The sequence below is a fragment of the Krasilnikovia sp. MM14-A1259 genome (genome assembly GCF_047159535.1).
Taxonomy (GTDB): domain Bacteria; phylum Actinomycetota; class Actinomycetes; order Mycobacteriales; family Micromonosporaceae; genus Actinoplanes.
This window is the reverse complement of the sequence record NZ_BAAGAJ010000002.1, coordinates 5108791-5127462: the sequence shown is the minus strand read 5'-3', so window position 1 is coordinate 5127462 and position 18672 is coordinate 5108791. Positions and strand designations below refer to the sequence as shown.

Below are 18672 nucleotides of genomic sequence, written 5' to 3'. Positions count from 1 at the left end.
GAAGAGCTCCTTGTGCATGAAGGAGCACCGGGTCGGTCGTCGCGCCGTGCAAAGCTTCGACGGCCGACCTGGGCTTACCTCTGGGAGTCGGTGACCGCCGGCTTCGCCTGGAACTGATAACTCGCGGGGGCCTCGGTGACGCGGAGTGCGTGGCCGTCGTTGGCGAGCTTGTCGAGGGCGTTCACGACGGCGCCGGGACCGGCCTTGCTGAACATTCCGTCTCGGTCCGCACCGTCGATGATCTTGCACATCTCGCCGACCCGGAACGCGCGGTCGGGATTGTCTGTCAGCGCCGCGAGGATCGCGGCGCGCAGTGCCCCTTTGGGCCTGCGAGGCTTGACCGGCTTGTGGTAGGCACGAGTGGTCCTCGTGGCCGGGGCATCTGGGTCCGGTACGTCCGGCGTGCCGATGCGTGATCCGACCGACTCCGGATCGGCATTCGGCTTCGGCTCGAGTTCGCCCGGTTCTGTGGACGCGGGCCCAGGGTGGTTGTCGGCCGCGAGTGCGCCCGTTGGTAGTCGGGTGGCGTCCGGTGTCGGGAGTGTCTCGGGACTCTGGTGGCTGAGGGCTGGATGGGTGCCGGTGAGATCCGGGTGCGAGTCGGCGTGATCGCTCGTGACCTCGGCGCGATTGTCGTCGGTGGGGCGGCTGTTTGCCGGCATCGCGTCGTCGTCGGTGGGGGGTTCTCCGCCGGTCGGGTCGTGCGGGTCTGAGGCGGCGCTGGTCGCGTCGCCGTTCGCGGGGCCGAGAGTGGAGGGGATGTCGGTGACGATGTGCCAAAGGGTGCTGCCGTCGCTGCCCTCGGACTTGACGGCCTGGCTCGCGGCGAGCAGGCGGCGCAGGACGGGGCTGACGGTGGAGTAGCCGACGCCGGCGGCCTCCTGGATCTGCTTCGCGGTGGCCGGGCGGTCGAGCGTCCACATGGCGGCGACGATGCGCTGGGCCGCGGTCGCGGCGGGTGGGGTGGTTTCGGTCATGACTGGCGGTGCTCCTTCCAGGAGGGCGTGGAGTTGATCCACGCTTCGTTGCGGGATTTGTTCAAGTCGCCCGTCCAAATTCCGTCCGCCCGGGCGCGGACGTGGTGTGGGTGATCTCGGGCGACAGATGGCGGGGCCCGCGAGTGCTGGCAGGTCACGTCTGTGACGTCCCGCGGGAGGACGTGTGGACGCCGGCTTTACGGTGCCGAGCCCGTCACCTACCGCTGGCGATGGCGGGAACGGCGCGCCATGCACGGCCTCACCGGCGTGTTCGCTCGGCAACCACGCGGGTGGTCGCCTCACGCGCGGCTGGCGAGGCGGACCGCGATTTTCAGGGCGGTCTGCAGCGGTGGGATGGTCGCGGGGGTATCGCGTGGTCCGTCGGCGTCGTCGACGGTGACGACCGGGTGGGTCTCGGCGTGGTATCGGGTGAGCTGGTAGACGCGGCCATCGATGTCGACGGCGTCCAGACGTCGGCATCCGTGGGGTTCGTTGGCGGCGATGACGATGTCGTCGTCGAGGGCTGCGCAGGCGAGCATCCGGAAGCCGGGTGCGTTACCGGTGGTGACGTTGACCGATGCGATAAGCGCCGGAATCGGGCCCTGGGTTTCGGTGTGTCCGTGGGTCAGGGCCTCGATCCGGCCGACGATCGTCGTGTCGAGTCCCTCGGCGCCGTTGCTGTGCCGCGGTCGGACCACGTGGCAGCGGATGAGGTGTTCGGTGTCGGTGTTGGCCACTTCGTACAGGAACAGCACAATCGGAAGTCGTACGGTCAGGTCCGGAGTCTGGATCGCGGTGATCAACGCGTCGGTGAGGGCGTGGCTGGTCGGGAAGGTCAACAACGTCGGGCTCCCATCGAAGAGGAATGCGCTACACGCGCAAAGAAGGGCTCCCAAGGCCCGCGGGGGTGCCCGGGAACCCGGTGGGACTGGGGCGGTGCGGGGGTTGACCGGCGCTGATGTAGCCGATCGCTGGCCCCGACTGGATGTGCGCCGCTCCAGCCGGGTGTCCCACGAAGCGCCCGGTCGTACCGGGTGACCGCGCGGGCGGATCGGCAGGTCGTCGACGGTGGCGCTGCGGCCAAAGGTCGTTGGCCGTCGCGGCGGGCAGGTTGAGCGTGGTCCCGGTGGGCAGGCACAGGCTGCGCAGCAGCATGTCTGAGCCCATCCAGACACCGCTCTCACAGCAACTGAGGTCGTAGGGGGCTGGGTCCGGTTAGGGCGTAGGCAGGCTGAACCATGAGGTGCCGGTCCAGATCTGCCACTGCTGACCGGGACCGCAGGTGAGCGAGCGGCCGAGTTCCAGCAGCGCGGTCAAGCCGGCCGGGGCGGGGGTGACCGGCCGCAGCGCGCGGGTGTGGCCGGCGTCGTCGACGAGTCGAAGCTGGGTGCCGCCGTCGGATTCGGCCTGGGCGACGGCGTGGCTGAGGAAGTGTTCGTCGGCCAATGCCTGCAGCAGCCGGGGCATGTCGACGGATCTGCCGTGGAAGCGGCAGTGGGCGAGGTAGGCGCGCAGACCGTCATGGGTGGCGGTCAGGTCGGCCGGGTCCAGCGTGGGTGCGCCGGTACCGTCGTCGGTCACGGTGGCGAGGGGGCAGCCGTCCAGGGCCAGGGTCGCGGTGAAAGCAAGCCCGGTGGAGACCGGCTGGTACCGCACGTCGGTCAACTGCAGGCGGGTGTGCGGCACGCGCAGGCCCGGCGTGTGGCGCAGCAGCTCGAACTCCTGCTCGTGGCCTGGGTCGGGCAGATCACCGATGATCCGGTCACAGTCGTATGGGTCGACGGCCTGCCAGCACCAGTTCCAGCCCATCACCACGTACCGGCCGTCACGGTCGGGCCTTATGTGGTCGATCGCCTCCGGGTCGTCGTACTGGGCGCGCTGGTCCGCGACGATGACGTCGCCGTCGAAGCACAGCTCGGTCAGCTCCGCGTTGACCCGCCGGTCCAGGTCGGGCACCGGCACGCCTTGCCGTTGCAGCGACTCGCGCAGTTCGCGGCGCTGTTCCTGCTGGTCGGCGACAATCGCCTCGGCCACCGCGCGGGTGCAGGAGAACACCGCCCAGCCGTTCCACCGGTCGATCAGGGCGCCGACGAACCCGACCGCAATCCGGTCGGCGCCGCCGGCGTCGACGGTCCAGGCCCAGTCGCCGGCGAACACCCCGACGCCGCCAACCCGCACCCGGCCGGGGTGCAGGTGGGACACGTCGGCCCCGGTCGGGCTAGCTGCCAGATGACACAGCGCAGTGACCCGCTCGAGCACGGCGGCCTCGAACGCTTCCTGGAACGAGTCGATTGCCTCGGCCCGCTGGCCGTCGGGGAGGTTTCGCCAGTGCGGCATCTGACCCTGCGCGGCTTCGGCGTAGCGGCCTTCGACGTTGTCCCGGTCGTCGTGGCCGTAGGCCTGCGGGGTGAACGTCGGCAGCCCGTCGAGCACGGCGGGGTCGCCGTCGTCGATCCCCGCCCGGATCCGCCGGGCGATGGCTCGCACGTCGCCGGTGGCCCGGCCGCCGATGGTGTCCTGTGCCCACCAGTCAGCGGCGCCACGACCGGCCTCGGCGCCTGCGGTGCGTAGCCGTGCGAGGGTGGCCGTCCATCCATCGGTGTCGCCCGGCGCCCACGTGTCGGGATCTGCTGGGTCGAGCAGCTCGATGCGGTCACCGGTATCCAGGCACATCGACAGCGACGAGCCGCTGTCCCAGTCGATGTCGATGGTGTTCAGGTACTGGTCGTGGCGACGCACGGTGCCGATGTCACCGGGCCGCAGGTCGGTGTGCGGGTCGCTGGTGTGGACCAGGGCGACACGCTGTCCCAGCTGGTAGATGGTCATGACTGTTCTCCGATCGTTGATCGTGGTCGTTCGGGTTCCGTCGCGTACGGACGACACCCACGGGTTCTGGGTGTGCTGCCCCTTGGCCTGCGGACGCTGAATGTGCGGGCGTGACGTCGCGCAGGACCGAGCCCAGGACGGTCAAGGCCCGGCGAATACGGCCGGTGGTGCGAGCTCCGCAGTGGTGCGGCAGTGGGAAGGTTCGCCGCCAGGCCAGTTGGGATGCCGGGGTGTGGTTGCGACGGCGGCGTTCCGGCCGTCGGCCCGGGATCGGCAAGGTATGGCGCATCCCGCTCGCGTGGTCGGGAGAGGCGACAACGGTGGCAGCGGCCCGCGGCAGGTGTAGGTTCTCGCCGCGGATGTCGGAGCCCCAGGCCGGTGAGCTGCCCAGTGTCACGGCTTCTCACCGGAATGTCGGCCTGGATTTCTCACCGACCTGGCGGTTTCCTCGTTGAGCGCGGCTGGATGGTGCGTAGGGTCTGCGCATGTCGGATGACGTCAAGGTCAGGCCGAGTGCCCGTGTCGTACTCCTGGATGAGGACGACCGAGTGCTGATGTTCAAGATCCATGACCCTGCTGCGGCGCGGGGGCCCAATCCGATCACTGCTGATTTCTGGCTGCTGGTGGGCGGTGGGGTGGAGCCTGGCGAGACCTATGAGCAGGCGGCTCGTCGGGAGGTCTTCGAGGAGACCGGCATTCGGGACGTCTCGATCGGCCGATGCGTGTGGACGCAGGAAAAGCTTGTGGCCGGCACTGCCGGCGAGCCGTGGTTGGTGACCGCCCGGTTCTTCGTCGCACGGGTGCCGGCCCGCTCGGTGGTCGACTTCGGCAGCCATGAGCCGCTGGAGGCGTCAACGATTGAGGGATATCACTGGTTCTCGCATCAGGAGATCCTCGAGCGTGAGGGTCGGGAGACGTTCCTGCCTCCCGGGCTGGGCAGGCTGCTGGGTGACGTCCTCAACGGCGTTCGTGAGGGGCCTGTCTCGCTCACCGATGCCGCTGAGGTTGAGGGGGCTTCGTCGGACGCATAGTGGATCTAGGTTGTTCGGGGTTGGTGGCAATGTGCTCGCCGTCGGTGCGCCTTATGAGCTTCTAGAGCAGTGAGTCGAGGCTGCTGTCGAGGGTGATCCAGTAGCGCCTTACCAGGTTGTGCCCGTTGTGGCGGATGCCTTCGAGGACGCCCCCGTTGCGTTCGATGGTGCGGGCTGAGGCGATGTTGTCGGCGAGGCAGGGGATGAGAACGCGGTCCAGTCCCAGAGCTGCGCGGGCCTCACGCAGCATTTGGCCCAGGGCCCAGCTCGCGAGGCCGCGGCGGCGAGCGGACGGGCGGATGCCGTAGCCGATGTGGCCGAACCGGTCGTCGACGTAGTGCCGCAGGGCGATCCCGCCGAGTACCTGACCGTCCTCGACGATCCACCGGGGTGAGCCGTGCATCTCGGGTGGGCAGGGCGTCCCGGCCGGATGAGTCAGCCGGGTCCGCTGGTGCACCCAGGCGGCGAAGCCGTCGGGCGAGACCACGTCGTCGTCGGCGCCCAGGCCGAAGCCGTCCTCGTGGAGGCCGGGGCCCCAGTCGTCGCGACAGTCCAGGAAGGCGGCGTGCAGGCGGCTCGTCGGCAGGATCAGTTCGGGCATGCGGCGACCGTAGCCGAGTCGAACTGAGCGACGAGCCGCTTCGACCCAACATCAATCACGGTCAGAGGCTGATTCTGACCCGACATCTTCCTCCTCATGTGGGGAGGTACGATCCCGCGTCTTTGGGCGCTTCATGGCCGCGTCAGGCGGCGCGAACGCGAATCATTGCGGCGTTCAGGATGTCGGCAGACACGGACCCGACAGCAGTCAGTGTGGTCTGCATCACACGGCCCGGCGGCGTCGCCGCGGCAGGGCTGGCTTGTTAGCCGCCGAAGCCGGCGTACTCGCCGCCGTGTTGGCGGGCGAGCGCGGTGAGCTGGGTGACGCGGGCGTGGTGGTCGGGGTTGGGTGGTAGTTCGGGGAAGACGGCTGCGATGTGCCGACGGTTAGTGGGTGCCTGGTCTTCGTCGGTTCGGTGGAGGGTGACTTCGCCGCCCAGGTCGGTCAGCGCTGCCGTGCAGGCTTCGGCGCTTGCATCGGGGATGTCGAGGTAGTGGGTGGTGCGGCGGGGCGCTGGCTCGGGGTAGGCGCGGTGGTCGTCTGACATTGCCCAGTGCAGTCGTTGGCAGAGGTCTGCCAGGAGGGCGTTCATGTCTCCGGTGGTGGCGTCGTCGGGCAGCGGTCCGTGCTCGATGAGCCGCTCGAGCAGGTGGCTGGTCAGGCCCGGTGGCAGCTCGTCGGCGAGCAGGTGGCCGTGCAGGGTGGCGACTACGCCGAAGATCGTTTCGAGGTCGGTCTGTGGCAGTGCTCGGGTTTGCGGCTCCACCGAGATCACGTTACTGGCCCTCCTGCCGGGGCCTGCGCCGTTTGTAGGGGCGACGGGTTTGGTGGGCGTCGGGTGGTGCGTAGTGGTCGAGGAGTTCGCGGACGTCGGGTCGGTGGAGGTGGTTGAGGAGCTGTTGCCCGCGTCGGGTGAGGGTGATGGCCTGGTAGTGGTGGCCGCGGATGAGCAGTGGGGTGCCGAGGTCGGCTTCGAGGCGCTGGATTTGCAGGGTGAGATTCTGGGGGTGGTGGCCGAGCGCTGCGGCGGCGGTGTTGATGCTGTGGTTCGCGCCAGCTCCAGGCGGCTCTCGTACGCGACAAGACCACCCGTCGTCGCCGACCAATACCAACCCGAATAGAACGTGCGACCCTTGTACCAGCGAAACTCCCGCACCGGCCGAGCCGCCACCAGCTCCGCCACCGGCACTCGGCCAAGAGCAGCAGCGACCAGGTCCCTCCCCGCAGGCCGATACCTCACCTCAACCGCAGAAAGGCGATCTCCCACCTCAATCGGCATAACCCGCAGCATCGACCAACAGGAATATCAACTCCCGCCGCCGCGCCGCACACATCTCAACGAACTGTCGCAGAGTGACAACTCAGGTTGAGCTTCCCCCGCTTTGATGGAGCGGTGGTTACCTGCCGCCGGCTGGGGCAGGGGTGACGATATCGGGCTCGCGGTGGTCGGCCTGCTGGGTGTGCCAGGTCGTCTCGTACTCGTCAGGGCTGAGGTAGCCGAGTTCTCGTTGGATGCGGCGGGTGTTGTACCAGGTGTCGATGTAGGTGAACAGCGCGTTCTCGGCCTCGTCGCGGGTCCGCCAGCTCGTGCGGTAGACCAGTTCGACCTTCAGGATGGACCAGAAGTTCTCCATCAGCGCGTTATCGAAGCTGTCGCCTACCGAGCCCATCGAGGGCAGGATCCCGTTGTCCTGCAAGCGCTGCGCGAAGCGGAACGACGTGTAGTTCGACCCTCTGTCGCTGTGATGTATCAACTCACCATCGCGGACATCACGCGACCAGATCCCGTACTCCAGGGCGGCCAGGATGAGGTCGGTGTCGCAGCGGTCGGAGGTCTTCCACCCGACGATCCGGCGGGAGAACACGTCGCGGACCGCGGCCAGCCAGAACACTCCCTCACCGCACGGGATCCGGGTCGCGTCGGCCACCCACAACCGGTTCGGGCCGGTCGCGGTGAAGTCCCGGTTCACCAGATCCGGCGCCGGCGTCGCCGCCGGGTCCTGCCGGGTTGAGCCGCCGCGCCAGCCGCGCCGCAAGTACGCGCCCTGCCAGCCCTGGGCGGCCATCAACCGCTCGACACGTTTACGGCCGACCCGGATCCCGTCGCGGCGTAGCTGCTGGTGCACTCGATCCGCGCCGTAGGTGTGGCCGGACGCTTCCCAGATCTCGTGGATGTTGCTGAGCAGGCCGAGGTCGACCAGGTCCCGGTCGCAGGGCCGTTCGGCCTGGCGGATCCACTGGTAGTAGGTCGACTCGCCGATGTTCAGGACCCGTAGCAGGAGCGCGACCGCGTACCGGTCACGGTGTTCGTCGATGAACCTCATGACCGTCGCCGGGTCGGGTCGAGCTCCGAGGCGAAATAGCTGGAGGCCGCTCGCAGGATCTCGTTGACCCGACGCAGCTCGGCGACCTCTTGCCGCAGCCGCCGGTTCTCCTCGGCCATCTCCGTTGCGGGCCGGTCGGTGCGTTCACCCGCGTCCGCCTCGGCCTGCCGGATCCAGTTCCGCAACGCCTCAGGGTGCACGCCCAGCTGCTCGGCCAGGCGCTTGATGACCGGTTTCGGATCCGACTCGCGGTACAAGCGCACCGCACGCGCTCGAAGCTCATCGGGGTACTTCTTCGGTGCCGCCACAGATACTTCCTCCCCATGGCCATCAGACCATGATCAAGAAGCTCCATGAAAGCGGGGGGAACTCAGGTGGCAGTTCGATGAGAAAGTGCAAGGTCTAATGAGAACCTACAGCAGGTGTAGGTTCTCGCCGCCGATGGCGGTGTTGATGGGCATTGACCTGCAACGCCAAGTAGGTTCTCACGGTCACGGCGGCGATTCCTTCTCATCAACCTGGCGGGTTCCTCATGGCATCCCCTCGGGTACCTCGTTCGAGGGAATCGTTTGCTGGCCCTGAGCGGCCACCACAGCCGACAACCGCCCCACGGAACCTTCGCGGGAACATGCTCCACCAGCGCCGATGAGGACCAGGTCGACGAGAACATGCGGTATCGGTCGCGCCCGGCAGCAACACTGGACACGACCGATCTGTCGGACGGCGCTCCTAGCCTGCCGCCATGAAGAATGAGCCAGCACCACGGCAGTCCCGACGGCGAGTCCGTCCGACGCCCGACACAGGGCCGTCTTGGCGCGATCGACAGCATCCCGCGTGCTGGGATTGGCCGGGCCAAATGGGGGTTCCACGGATTGCGGGCGAGCCGCTCGACACGGCACTCGCTCGCCAGTCACGCTTCTTGGAGCAATGGCAGGCCGGCAGATGCGCAATCTGCGGGTTACCTCCTCTGCGATCCTCCCTTGGCCGACTGGTCGAAGACCACGACCACGAGTCCGGTTACGTGCGGGGCCTACTGTGCTCGCGATGCAACCTCGCCGAGGGGTCATCGCGACGGCCGATCTTTGAGATGTACCGGTGGTACCACCCGACTCTCATCCTCGGCCTGCGCATGAAGTGGGACGCGATCTTCTCTGAGGAGGGCGCGCTGGGCCACGACATCCGGAGAGCCTGGTCCCAAGTCGTGATCGATTCCGAATTCAGCCGGGAAGCAGGCGACTTCGACGGGTACGGCTTGGGCACGCTCGGAGAGTCTCGCATCGCACCGCCAGAGGGAGCCCGGAACTGGATCTACCTGCTGGAACAACTCGCCGATCGCCTCAACCACGGCGAGGTCGGCCGCATGAACCTGCACCTCGGCGCGCTGTGGATCGCGCTGCGAGATGCAATGACGGCCGTCGAGGAGCAACTCGACGGCACGCCTCCTGCGTGGGTGCCCCGTCGGGCGATCGATCCGCGCAGCTACTTCCGATAACCCACCTGCGCGGCAGACTCCAAGGCGGTCTCTCTGTCTGCCTCGTCAGCGCGAGCGGCCAGGATGTCATGAATCTGCTGGTGCCGTGTCGGTTGATCCAGTGGAGCGGAACCATCGACGCGCCGCGTCGAGCCTGCCAGCCGCCTAAGTACCCGCCAACTTCAGTGCGACCGGACACCCCGCATGCGCGTCATTCTCACGATGTTGGCGAAACCGCCAACCCAGCCGCCAAGATCCCGAGAATCCGCCATTGGCGATGAGAACCTACAGCAGGCCTATTGATCTAGGGGGGCGCCGACCGATGCCATGAAGGTCACCGGGTCGACCGCGGTCGCTGACGTGTGATCGCCGAGGTGGACCTCGTAGTGAACGTGTGGTCCGGTGGAGTGGCCGCTGCTGCCGGAGATGCCGATGACGTCGCCGGCGTTGACGTGCTGTCCGACGTGGACGTAGGGCTGGATCATCTGGTGGCAGTACCGGGTGACGATCCCGCCGGCATGGTCGATGTCGACGTACCAGCCACAGCCTCTGGTGAGGTTCGGGTCGCCGTCACGATCGCAGCCCCAGTCACCGCTGGTACGCACGTCGATCGCGTTGCACCGCACCCGGCTGACCGTCCCGGCCGAGGCGGCGTGAATCGGCGTGCCCTTGGGCACGATCAGGTCGACGCCGTCGTGGGTGGGACGGTCCGCGGTGCGGAATCCGGAGCCGACCTTGCCGTGCACCGGTGGGGTCCAGCCCTGGGCGCTGACCGTCGCGGCGCAGGCGGCCAGCCCGGCGTTGACACCGGTGAGGGCGGCGACGATCCGGGTGGCGTCGTCCTCCCACTTCGCGTACGCGTCCGGATAGGCGCTGATCTGCACCTTCTGCGCGACTTCGGTCAGCGGCATCGCCTGCCAGCCGTCGATCGTCTGCAGCTTCTGGTAGAACTTGCTCGCCGCGTATCGCGGGTCGTGCAACTGCGCTGGCGTGCCCCAGCCCTGTGACGGCCGCTGCTGGAACAGGCCGATCGAGTCGCGGTCGCCGCCCAGCGTGTTGATCAGCGACGATTCCTGCATCGCAGTGGCCACGGCGATGACCCAGCCACGCGGCGGGATCTGAAGCCGCATGCCGACACTGATGATGACGGCGGCGTTGCCGATCTGCTCGGCGTTCCATTCGCCGATGGGGCCGATGCCGCCGGGGTTGGGGATATGTGCGCTGGCGGCGGCCGACGGTCCGCTCGGGGCGGCGCTGGCCGTGGTGTGACAGGCGGCGATGGCGGCGCCATCGCCGCCGAACATCAGGGTCGATGCCAGCCCCGAGCAGAGCAGGATGGTGCCGGCGACCGCGGCGGCGATCCAGGACAGCAGTCGGGTGGTCATGGCGGTCACTCCCTGGATGGCTCAGGTGGAATCGGGTGGGCACGGCGAAGGCCGCGCGGTGCCGGTGGTCGGCGTGCGCGCGGCCTTCGTCTGTCGTGCGAATGGGGTCTTGGCCGCGCCGTCAGCGGTGCGTGCCGGCTGGTTCGGCGTCGATGTCGTATGCCCGGACGCTGACCGCTCCGCCGGTGCTGGCGGCGTTGTGGCCTGGTCAGGGCGGCGGTGGCGCTGTCGCTGTCACGCCGGCTGGGCGTCGAGGCCGAGCCGGTGTCGTTCCAGAGCCAGGAGGGTGCGTGCTGGCGCCTGCCAACAGTCGTCACCTGTCGGGGCGGGTGTCTGGCCGGTGAGGAGGGCACGCAGTGCGGGGACCTGCGCGGCGTAGGCGCCGCCGAGCGCGTCCAGGTCGGCGCACGCGCGGAGCGTCACCTCGCGCATCTGCTTCGCCCACGGGCCGGGCTGGCCCCACTGCTCCCGGCGGCGGGCGTACATGGAGCCCTCGCAGAGGTTGTAGGCCAGCCACACCACGGGGGAATGCACCCCGACCGCGTCGGCGAGCAGGCTCGTCTTGTCGTAGTCCCAGGCCCGGCCACGGCCCATCTGCGCCCGGAACCCCGCGGGTTTCGGGTTGGTCAGGGTGCGCCAGAAGTCGGCGTGCACGGCGGTAGAGGCCACCATGTCCTTCGCGTCGGCGAAACCTCCCGCGGTCAGCGCGTGGGGTAACCGCTCGATCAGCAGGTGGGCCAGTTCCCGCCGGGTCACGGGCACGGCGGGGTCGTCGGCCCCGGACCGGTGTACCCGGGAGGCCGGGGGCTCGTTGTTGGGCGTTTCGACAGCATCGGGGAGTTTCGCGCCGTCGGCCAGGTATCCCAGCAGCAGCGCCGCGAAGTCCCCGAGGACTTCCTCGAATCCGCGGCACCGATCGCCGTAGTCCCAACGCGGTGCCCAGCGGCCGCCGCCGAGATGCGCGACCCGGTGCGCGGCCTCGTGCAGCAGTATCTCGAGCAGCCGGGAGCGGTCGGCCAACGCGTCGACGTGGACGGCCACCGCGCCGGAGCGGGGGTTGTAGAACCCGTCCGCGCAGGGGCTGGACTCGCTCTCGGCGTACACCCGGACCTGATCCAGGGCGAAGGATCCGATGCCGCGGCGGACCAGCTGCGTGGCGGTTGCCAAGGCCGTGTGCTGCTCCTGCGTGAGCTTGCGTTCGGGTACCCAGGTGGTCTTGTCGCGGGTCTTTTCGTAGTGTCGGCGCTGGCGGGTGTGGGCGATCTCGACGCCTAGCAGGTCCATGAGCGCCCTTTGGTGGTGGGCGGCCAAACCGCGGGCTGTGACCTCGGCGAACCCATTGTCCTTCAAGTCGAGGGCTGCTTCCTCGTTGCCGGGGCTGGTGTAGAACGTCTGGGCGGGCAGGTGCGCGCGTCCCCAGGTACGCCACGCGGCCCGGGCGCGGGGAAGGATGACGCCGCTGAAGAACTGTTCCGCCTCGCGCAGTTTCTCTCCGGCCAGCACGTGGGCGGCGAAGCGGTCGACGACCGGCGGGGCGTCGCTGGCGGCGAGGATGGCCCGGACCGCGTCCCGCAGGGCGCCGGCCTCGATGACGGTGCGGTCGCGGTTCTGCAGCGCCTTGTCGTCCAACGGCAGGTCGTAGGAGGCCAGGAATCCGGGGACCGTGGTGACCAGCACGCCGCCGATCCAGACCCGTCCGGGATCCCCGGTCAGCACACACGTTCCGGGCATCGCGGGTGGGGCGTACCCGGGTTCGCTCAGCGCACGGAACCGGCCGATCGCCTCGTCGGCGAGTTCCTTCGGGCATTCGACCGTGATGACGGTGCCGCGGGTGCGGTCGGTTCGGTACAGGTTGTAGACCAGGACCTCGGCGCCCTGCTCGGACCGCGACGGGATCAGGCCGCCGAGCAGCCGGCGCCGTTCGACCGTCGGAACGAAGCCGTAGCCGACCGTTTCGCAGCGCACCGCGCCGACGCCGGGGCTGCGGGCCAGGATCAGGCAGGCGAGTTTCTTGCCCTCGCCGAACTGACCGATCTGCGCGTTGGTCTTGGTCGAGTAGCCGAGGATGAGACCTTCCTCGGGGATACCCGGACCGTCGTCGGCGATCCTCAGGACTCCGTCGGCCCACGCGACGTTGGCGTCGTGGTCCTCGTCGAGGGCGTTCGCGATGAGTTCGCACAGCCCACGAACGGGCGTCCAGCTCTTCACGTAGTCAGGCGAGATGGGATAGGCGAGGGTGTCGACGATGGCCGGGGCAGATGCGTTGCTCAGAGGCGTCGGGGCCTGCTGGCCGTCGGTGCGGTCGTCTGTGGTCACGGAGAAACTCCTCAATGGGGGGTGGTGTTGGGGCCGGCGCGCGAGAGGGATCGCCGCGGCGGCGGGGCCGGTCGGGCCCCGTACGGCTTGGTGCGCCCCCGGCCGGAGGTCGTGAGGGCAGCGGGCGCTGCCAGGACCTGCGGTGAAGGGCGCAGGCAAGGGCCGCACGGAGGCCGGGGATGGCGGAAGAGGGAAAGGCGGCCGTTGTCGACGGCCGGACGTGCAGGTGCCTGCCCCTGCCGAGGGCGGCCGGCGGTGGTCTCAACGCAGGGCGGCGTGACAGCGCGGTTGGTCTGTTTGCACCGCGTCCGCGCTTACGTCCGGAAGTGACCGTGCCGGACATCGGGGGCTCTCGGTGGCGGACATGCGGCGGGGCGGGGATTGGTCGGCAGCGATGGCAATGGTCGCCACCTGGGAACCCTGCACTCGGCCGGATTCAGCACGGCTCGCAGGCATGCGTGCTTTCGCGGCTGGGGCGCGGGTCGCCGCCATGCGACAACCGCTCCCGGGCGGGCCGCTTGCCGTCTCGAATGGTTTCGAGGTGGGCGAGCGTCCCGGCCGGGTGTGTGGGCCGGTTAGAGGCTGACGGCGATGAGCCGCTGCTCTGCGGGCATCACGTCGAGCACGCGTAGTGCCTGCTCGACGTAGGTGGTACGGTCCGTGAGGGCGTCGCTTCGGGGTGCGAGGCGGACACCGTTGTCGCAGAGCAGCGCGTCTGCGCAGACCGCTGTGGCGGCGCTGTGGTGCTGGTAGGCCATCTGCCCGGCCTGGAACATCTCGATGTCGAACAGGTCGAGGTGTCCGGCGCCGGGGTTGACGACGTTGTGCATGCGCATCGCGTTCACGCGCGGTTGGGTGTGGAAGTCGTTCTTGGCGTCGTCCCAGCTGTACTTCGCCGGGTCGGCGAGGTGCTTGGCCAGGTACGTCGTCCACGGGTAGGCGGGGCGTGTGCCCCGTACGGCGTGGGTCCACACCTGGTGGCGGATACCGGCGCCGATGCCGGCGGACTGGCGCAGGCCGGCGAGGTCGAGCAGTCGGGCGGGTCCACCCGCGCAGGCGGCCGGGCGGCCTTTGCGCAAGCCGACGAGCTGCCCGCGCTGCCACAGCTTCAGAGTCGGTGCGGCCCAGAAGCGTGGTTCCAGAGCACCGCGGACACCGAAGTGCTGGTCCAGGGCGTGTGCGGTGAGCGACTCGTGCGGCACGGCGTCGGGCAGCAGCACGATCATCGTGCGGATCGTCGGAGTGGGCGTGACGGCCGGCGGCGGCTGGGTCCGGGAACTCCCGGAGGTAGGCGCGGCAGGCGTCACAGCCGCAGTGGTGCGGCGGGTCGCCTTCGGCGCGGGTGTGGCTGCCGGTGCCGGGGTGCTGCCGTTGCTGCTCGGCGCCGTGGTGGCGGTCTTGGCCATGGCGGGTTCCTCCACCGGTGCGGGCGTGTGCGGACACGCGGAAAGGGACCGGTCCACCGGGTGCGTGGATCAGTCAGGGATAGGGGTGTGGACGGCGATCCGCAGGGTTCGCGGGGTCGCGCGGTGGTGCGGTCGATCCGCCGGGTTCGCGAGATCGTGGTGGTGGGTGCGACCGGAGAGGGCCGCCGCGCGGTACGCGTACCGACCGGCCTACAGGAGACGGGTGGGTGAGGGCACCGTGGTGGTGCGGCGGGAGTCCCTTCGGTGGGACCGAACCGGGGGTGGAGAAAATAGAGGTGGGTGTGGTGCCGTTGACGGTACCGCTGCGGTCTCACAGCGCCGGCCTTCCGCAGTCGGGCGGAAACTGGCTCTGACCTGGGCTGTGAGACTTTCGCACCGGGACTGCGGTCGGGCTGTGAGCGGCTGTGAGACTTTCGGAATCGTGCTGCACCGCGTTTCCGGCGGCGGCGGGGTCAGTCTTCGGGGCCGCTGTAGCGGTGCGGGTTGGTGGCCGCGTTGACCGGGCCGTGGGCGCTGGGCAGTTCGTGCAGCCAGCGGCGCAGGCCGCTGGCGTCGCCGGCGACGGTCCATGCCGGGCCGGCGGGGTGCTCACTGTGGATGCCGGTCGCAACGGGAAGCCCGGCAGGCACGCCGGCGAGGGCGTCGAGCAGGTTGCGTTCGCGACGCCGCGACGGCACGCGCAGCAGGACCGGGTAGCGAGGGCCGACCACGGCCAGCCGAGCGTAGTTGCGCAGCTTGCCCAGGACGGTGGCGATCTTCTCGGTGCCGCGGTCGTGCTCGAGCCAGAATCCGGTCGTGCGGTCGCCGACCTGCCAGATGCCGTGCCCGTCGGGGCGGATCCCGGACAGCGCGTAGGCGGCGGTGGCGTGCTGTTCGGACCACCAGCGCAGCAGCCGGGCGTTCGGGTCGGCGCGGGTGTAGGCGTGCAGGTCGATGAACAGCTGGTTGGTGCCGAGCAGGTGCGCGAGTTTGCGGCTGCCCACGATCCGCTCGGTGCGATCGGTCGCCGTGCGCGGTGCCGGGGCGTCGGGCCGGTCGGGGTCGTTGTAGGTGCTCGGGTGTACGAGCGCGCCGAGCGGGCCGAGGGCGTAGAGGTGTTGCCGGGTGCCGGTGGTGACGTCGACGAACCGGTTGACCGCCTCCATCTCGTGGAGGGCGGCCAGCCGCAGCGTCGCCGCCCGCTTCGACGGGAACAGCGCGGCGGCGATCTGGTCGGTGGACAGCAGGTAGTGCTCCGCCAGCCAGTCGAGCAGTTGCCGGTCGCGGAGCGTGAGCCGGGCGAGCAGCCTCAGCCTGGCCCGCTTGGACGAGCTACGAGCGTGGGAGGGCCGAGCTCGGGAACCTGCGGAGGGCTCAGGGGCCAGGAACGCAGGACGAGGACTCGGAGGTTCGAGGGGACCGGGATACCGGTCGGAGGAGCGGAAGTCGGATGACACGCGGGTCTCCTGGGGAGATAGACAGGAAGGGTGACCCTCCTGTGGGGAGGGTGTCGGGAACTGTTCGCGTCGACGGTCGTCGGACCTCACGGCCGCTGTGCTGCCTTGACAGACACCACAGCAATGGCGGTGCGTGAGCGAACGGTGATCGGTGGTGAACGGCGGGTGAAGCTCCGCGGGAAGGTGCAAGACCGGCCCGGAGCAGGGCGTTGACAGACCTTGGTCTAGCGATGCCGGCGGCCGCCGGGCTCAACCGCGGCGCGGATCGGTGTCGGAGCGTTTGTCCTTGCCGCCGCCGCTGTTGGTGTCGCCGCGGCGGGAGTACTGCTCGACAAGGTGGTCCATGGCCGTGGTGTCCTGCGGCGGCACCGCCTGCGCGGCGACCTGCCGGATCGCGGTCGCCTCCCCGACGAGAGGCTTGGACGGGCGGGTCTTCATGGTGAACGCGGGAAGCTGCCGGCCGTCGACGACCAGCCGGGTGACGGCGGTGTAGGCGTCCAGGTGGGTCAGGTCGTGCTCGTCGAGCTCGGGCAGGGTGTGCCGGGCGAGGACTTTCGCGTCCTCCGGCGCGCACGTGAAATAGATCTTGTTGCGGGCGTTCGCGGACGCGGCGGCGAGCAGGTCCCGGGGGAACTGGGCCAGGTCCTGATGCGACAGCGTCATCGACAGCCGGTACTTGCGGGCCTCGGCGAGCATCGACTCGAGGCTGCTGGCCAGGGTGAGGAAGTTCTGCGCCTCGTCGATGATCAACGACGCGTCGCGCCGCTGGTCCGGGGCGAGTTTCGCGCGGGCGGTCGTGGCCTGCCACACCTGCGCCAGAATGAGCGAGCCGAGCAACTTGCTGGTGTCCTCACCCAGGGTGCCTTTCGGGATCCGGACCAGCAGGACCCCGCCGTCGAGGATTCTGCCCATGTCGAAGCTGGCCTTCGGGTAACGCATCGTGCGCTTGACGAAGTCGCGCAGCAGGAAGGACCGCAGCCGGGCGAGGACGGGGCCGATCACCTGCGAACGCAGGGCCGGGTTGAGCTCGTCGTACCACTGCCAGAACCCGGACAGCCCGGCCGGGTCGTCCAGGCCCCCGGTCATCGCCGACCGGAACTGCGCCGAGTTGAGCAGCGGAGGGATGTGCTGCAGGGTGACGTTCGCGTGCCGCAGCAGGGTGAGGCACGCGACCCGCATGACGTCGTCCATCCGCGGCCCCCAGGCTTTGGCGAAGATGTTGCCGAAGATCGACACGAGGTTGTCGACGACCAGGTCCGGGTCATCGCCCTCGAGGGGGTTGATCGTGGGCGGGTTGGGCTGGTCGGGGTCGAAAATGACGACCTTGTGCGCCAGGCCGGCGGGGATGCGGTCGAGGATGTCCAGAACCATGTCGCCGTGCGGGTCGATCACGATGGTGCCGCGGCCGGCTTTGATGTCGTCCACGGCCATGTTGACCAGCAGCGTCGTCTTGCCCGACCCGGTCGAGCCGATGACGTGCAGGTGGTAGCGGGCGTCGGCGACACCCAACGCGATGCCGTGTCCGCCGACCTCCGCGTCGCCGAGCACCTTCGTGCCCCGGCCTCCGGCGGCGATCGCGACCGGGGCCGGCATCGCGCGGGCGCGGGCCCGGTCCAGGCCGGGCACGGCCAGGTCCTGCGGCAGCGCGGCCAGGGCGGCGAGTTCCGGCGCGGAGGTCAGGAACCCCGGGCCGAGGCGCCGGCCGGCGAGGACCGCGACCGGGGAGCTCATCCGGGTGCGGTGGGCGAGGCCGTTGCGGCCGGTGTAGACGGCGAACGCCGAGCCGATCGTGTCGGCGATGCCGCGCAGCCGGCCGTCGGACAGGTGGCCGGCGCGGGTGGGGGTGCGGGCGACGGCGTAGCGGACGCCGGTCTGCCACAGCGGGTGCGCGGTCTTGTCCAGGATGGCCCGCACGTCGCGTTCGATACCGGGATCGCGGCGTGCGGCCGGCACCGCGGAGCTGGTGCGCCGCGAGGAGCCGGTCTGGAATGCCTCGATCAGCCAGAGCAGCGGGGCCGCCGCGTTGATCGTCGGGGTGGCGGTCTTGCCCGCGCGGATGCGCCCGGCGGCACGGCGGGCCCGGGCGACCCGGCGGGGCCCGGCGGGGCGGGCGAGGATCTGCACGCAGGCGTGCTCGTCGGCCTTGAGCTGCGAGCCGGCGGACATCAGGGCGCGCAGCGGGTCGCTGTCATGCTCGGTGGCGAACGGCAGCCATTCCGCCGCCGTCGGGGTCAGGTGCCCGCCTACGGCCATCGTGGCGGTGGACGGAATGGGTGGGGCCGGGTTGTCGGTGGTGCAGGCGGCGCCGGGCCACGCGGCGCGGATCGCGGCCTCTACGGCGCCGCGGGGGACGCTGCCGGGCACCCACACGCTGATCAGCAGCCGGCGCCCGGTCCAGGTGTACTGCCAGACCACGTGCGGGCTGCCGTAGATCAACCGGCGTTTGCGGGATGGTGTGAGCGTGCCGGACAGGTTCGCCCACAGGGCAGCCGAGCTGTGCGGGTCCACCTCCGGCGGCGGCGCGATCGTGATCACCCTGGCATCGGTCACGTGGTAGCGGTGCCGCCACCCATCCAGGAGGTTGCGGGCGGCGACATAGACGAGCAGGACTGCGGCGGCCACCGCGAGAAGCCACGGCCGGTGCGCCGCCCACACGGCGGTGTCGATGACCAGGCGGGCGGGTCGGCTGGGGGGAGAAACGAAGTCGGCGCCCGGCCCCGGGTGGGGGCTGGGCGCCGACGGCGCGTGAAGCAGCAACGGTGGTGGTCTCATGACGGCGTCCTCATCAGAGGGTCGAGTCGGGCGGCGGGCACGTACTGACGGCGTCGAGCATTGAGGTGTCGTGAGTTTGGGCGCGTGTCGGCGTGCCGGTTCCTGA

The 18672-nt window shown here is 69.6% G+C and carries 15 protein-coding genes and 1 pseudogene; 3 read left to right on the top strand and 13 right to left on the bottom strand.

Annotated elements, in window-relative coordinates; translation table 11 throughout:
- Positions 1 to 74: 74 nt before the first annotated feature.
- From ACMCNK_RS23300 to ACMCNK_RS23290, 3 genes are all read right to left on the bottom strand, one after another.
- Positions 75 to 977, bottom strand: coding sequence for a hypothetical protein (locus ACMCNK_RS23300; protein WP_412738503.1), 903 nt, complete (start codon positions 975 to 977; stop codon positions 75 to 77).
- A gap of 299 nt (positions 978 to 1276) precedes the next feature.
- Positions 1277 to 1819 carry a hypothetical protein gene (locus tag ACMCNK_RS23295; RefSeq protein ID WP_412738502.1) on the bottom strand — a complete coding sequence of 181 codons (543 nt, stop codon included), beginning with the start codon at positions 1817 to 1819 and terminating at the stop codon, positions 1277 to 1279.
- Between the two features lie 373 nt (positions 1820 to 2192).
- Positions 2193 to 3803 (bottom strand): DUF4314 domain-containing protein, encoded by a 1611-nt coding sequence (locus ACMCNK_RS23290; RefSeq protein WP_412738501.1) that lies wholly within the window; start codon positions 3801 to 3803, stop codon positions 2193 to 2195.
- A 485-nt stretch (positions 3804 to 4288) separates the two neighbouring features.
- Here ACMCNK_RS23290 and ACMCNK_RS23285 point away from each other — a divergent pair, with 485 nt between their 5' ends.
- Positions 4289 to 4834 (top strand): NUDIX hydrolase, encoded by a 546-nt coding sequence (locus ACMCNK_RS23285; protein WP_412738500.1) that lies wholly within the window; start codon positions 4289 to 4291, stop codon positions 4832 to 4834.
- Positions 4835 to 4895: 61 nt separating this feature from the next.
- Here the strand turns inward: ACMCNK_RS23285 and ACMCNK_RS23280 are convergent, their stop codons facing one another.
- The 5 genes from ACMCNK_RS23280 to ACMCNK_RS23260 all read right to left on the bottom strand — a co-directional run bounded on the left by ACMCNK_RS23280 (position 4896) and on the right by ACMCNK_RS23260 (position 8067).
- Positions 4896 to 5435 carry a GNAT family N-acetyltransferase gene (locus tag ACMCNK_RS23280; RefSeq protein WP_412738499.1) on the bottom strand — a complete coding sequence of 180 codons (540 nt, stop codon included), beginning with the start codon at positions 5433 to 5435 and terminating at the stop codon, positions 4896 to 4898.
- Between the two features lie 262 nt (positions 5436 to 5697).
- Positions 5698 to 6201: a ribonuclease E inhibitor RraB gene (locus ACMCNK_RS23275; RefSeq protein ID WP_412738498.1), complete on the bottom strand. Its 504-nt coding sequence runs from the start codon at positions 6199 to 6201 to the stop codon at positions 5698 to 5700.
- A gap of 10 nt (positions 6202 to 6211) precedes the next feature.
- A complete protein-coding gene (locus ACMCNK_RS23270; RefSeq protein ID WP_412738497.1) occupies positions 6212 to 6541 on the bottom strand; it encodes a helix-turn-helix domain-containing protein in 330 nt (109 codons plus the stop codon).
- 291 nt (positions 6542 to 6832) lie between these two features.
- Entirely contained in the window at positions 6833 to 7759 is a 927-nt protein-coding gene (locus ACMCNK_RS23265; RefSeq protein WP_412738496.1) for an IS3 family transposase, read from the bottom strand.
- Positions 7756 to 8067, bottom strand: a complete 312-nt coding sequence (locus tag ACMCNK_RS23260; RefSeq protein ID WP_412738495.1) for a transposase — start codon at positions 8065 to 8067, stop codon at positions 7756 to 7758. Before ACMCNK_RS23260 ends, ACMCNK_RS23265 begins: the two co-directional genes overlap by 4 nt.
- 434 nt (positions 8068 to 8501) lie before the next feature.
- Here ACMCNK_RS23260 and ACMCNK_RS23255 point away from each other — a divergent pair.
- A pseudogene (locus ACMCNK_RS23255) lies at positions 8502 to 8816 on the top strand (endonuclease domain-containing protein); the annotation flags it as partial.
- A gap of 30 nt (positions 8817 to 8846) precedes the next feature.
- Positions 8847 to 9251, top strand: coding sequence for a hypothetical protein (locus ACMCNK_RS23250; RefSeq protein WP_412741092.1), 405 nt, complete (start codon positions 8847 to 8849; stop codon positions 9249 to 9251).
- A 275-nt stretch (positions 9252 to 9526) separates the two neighbouring features.
- Here the strand turns inward: ACMCNK_RS23250 and ACMCNK_RS23245 are convergent, their stop codons facing one another.
- The 5 genes from ACMCNK_RS23245 to ACMCNK_RS23225 form a co-directional block, all read right to left on the bottom strand.
- Complete coding sequence (locus ACMCNK_RS23245; RefSeq protein ID WP_412738494.1) at positions 9527 to 10615, bottom strand: M23 family metallopeptidase; 1089 nt, start codon at positions 10613 to 10615, stop codon at positions 9527 to 9529.
- A gap of 234 nt (positions 10616 to 10849) precedes the next feature.
- Positions 10850 to 12931: a hypothetical protein gene (locus ACMCNK_RS23240; RefSeq protein WP_412738493.1), complete on the bottom strand. Its 2082-nt coding sequence runs from the start codon at positions 12929 to 12931 to the stop codon at positions 10850 to 10852.
- A gap of 575 nt (positions 12932 to 13506) precedes the next feature.
- Positions 13507 to 14337 (bottom strand): hypothetical protein, encoded by an 831-nt coding sequence (locus tag ACMCNK_RS23235; RefSeq protein WP_412738492.1) that lies wholly within the window; start codon positions 14335 to 14337, stop codon positions 13507 to 13509.
- A gap of 473 nt (positions 14338 to 14810) precedes the next feature.
- Positions 14811 to 15650: a replication-relaxation family protein gene (locus tag ACMCNK_RS23230; RefSeq protein WP_412740959.1), complete on the bottom strand. Its 840-nt coding sequence runs from the start codon at positions 15648 to 15650 to the stop codon at positions 14811 to 14813.
- A gap of 393 nt (positions 15651 to 16043) precedes the next feature.
- On the bottom strand, positions 16044 to 18566 hold the full coding sequence (locus ACMCNK_RS23225; RefSeq protein WP_412738491.1) for a type IV secretory system conjugative DNA transfer family protein: 2523 nt from the start codon (positions 18564 to 18566) through the stop codon (positions 16044 to 16046).
- Between the last annotated feature and the right edge of the window lie 106 nt (positions 18567 to 18672).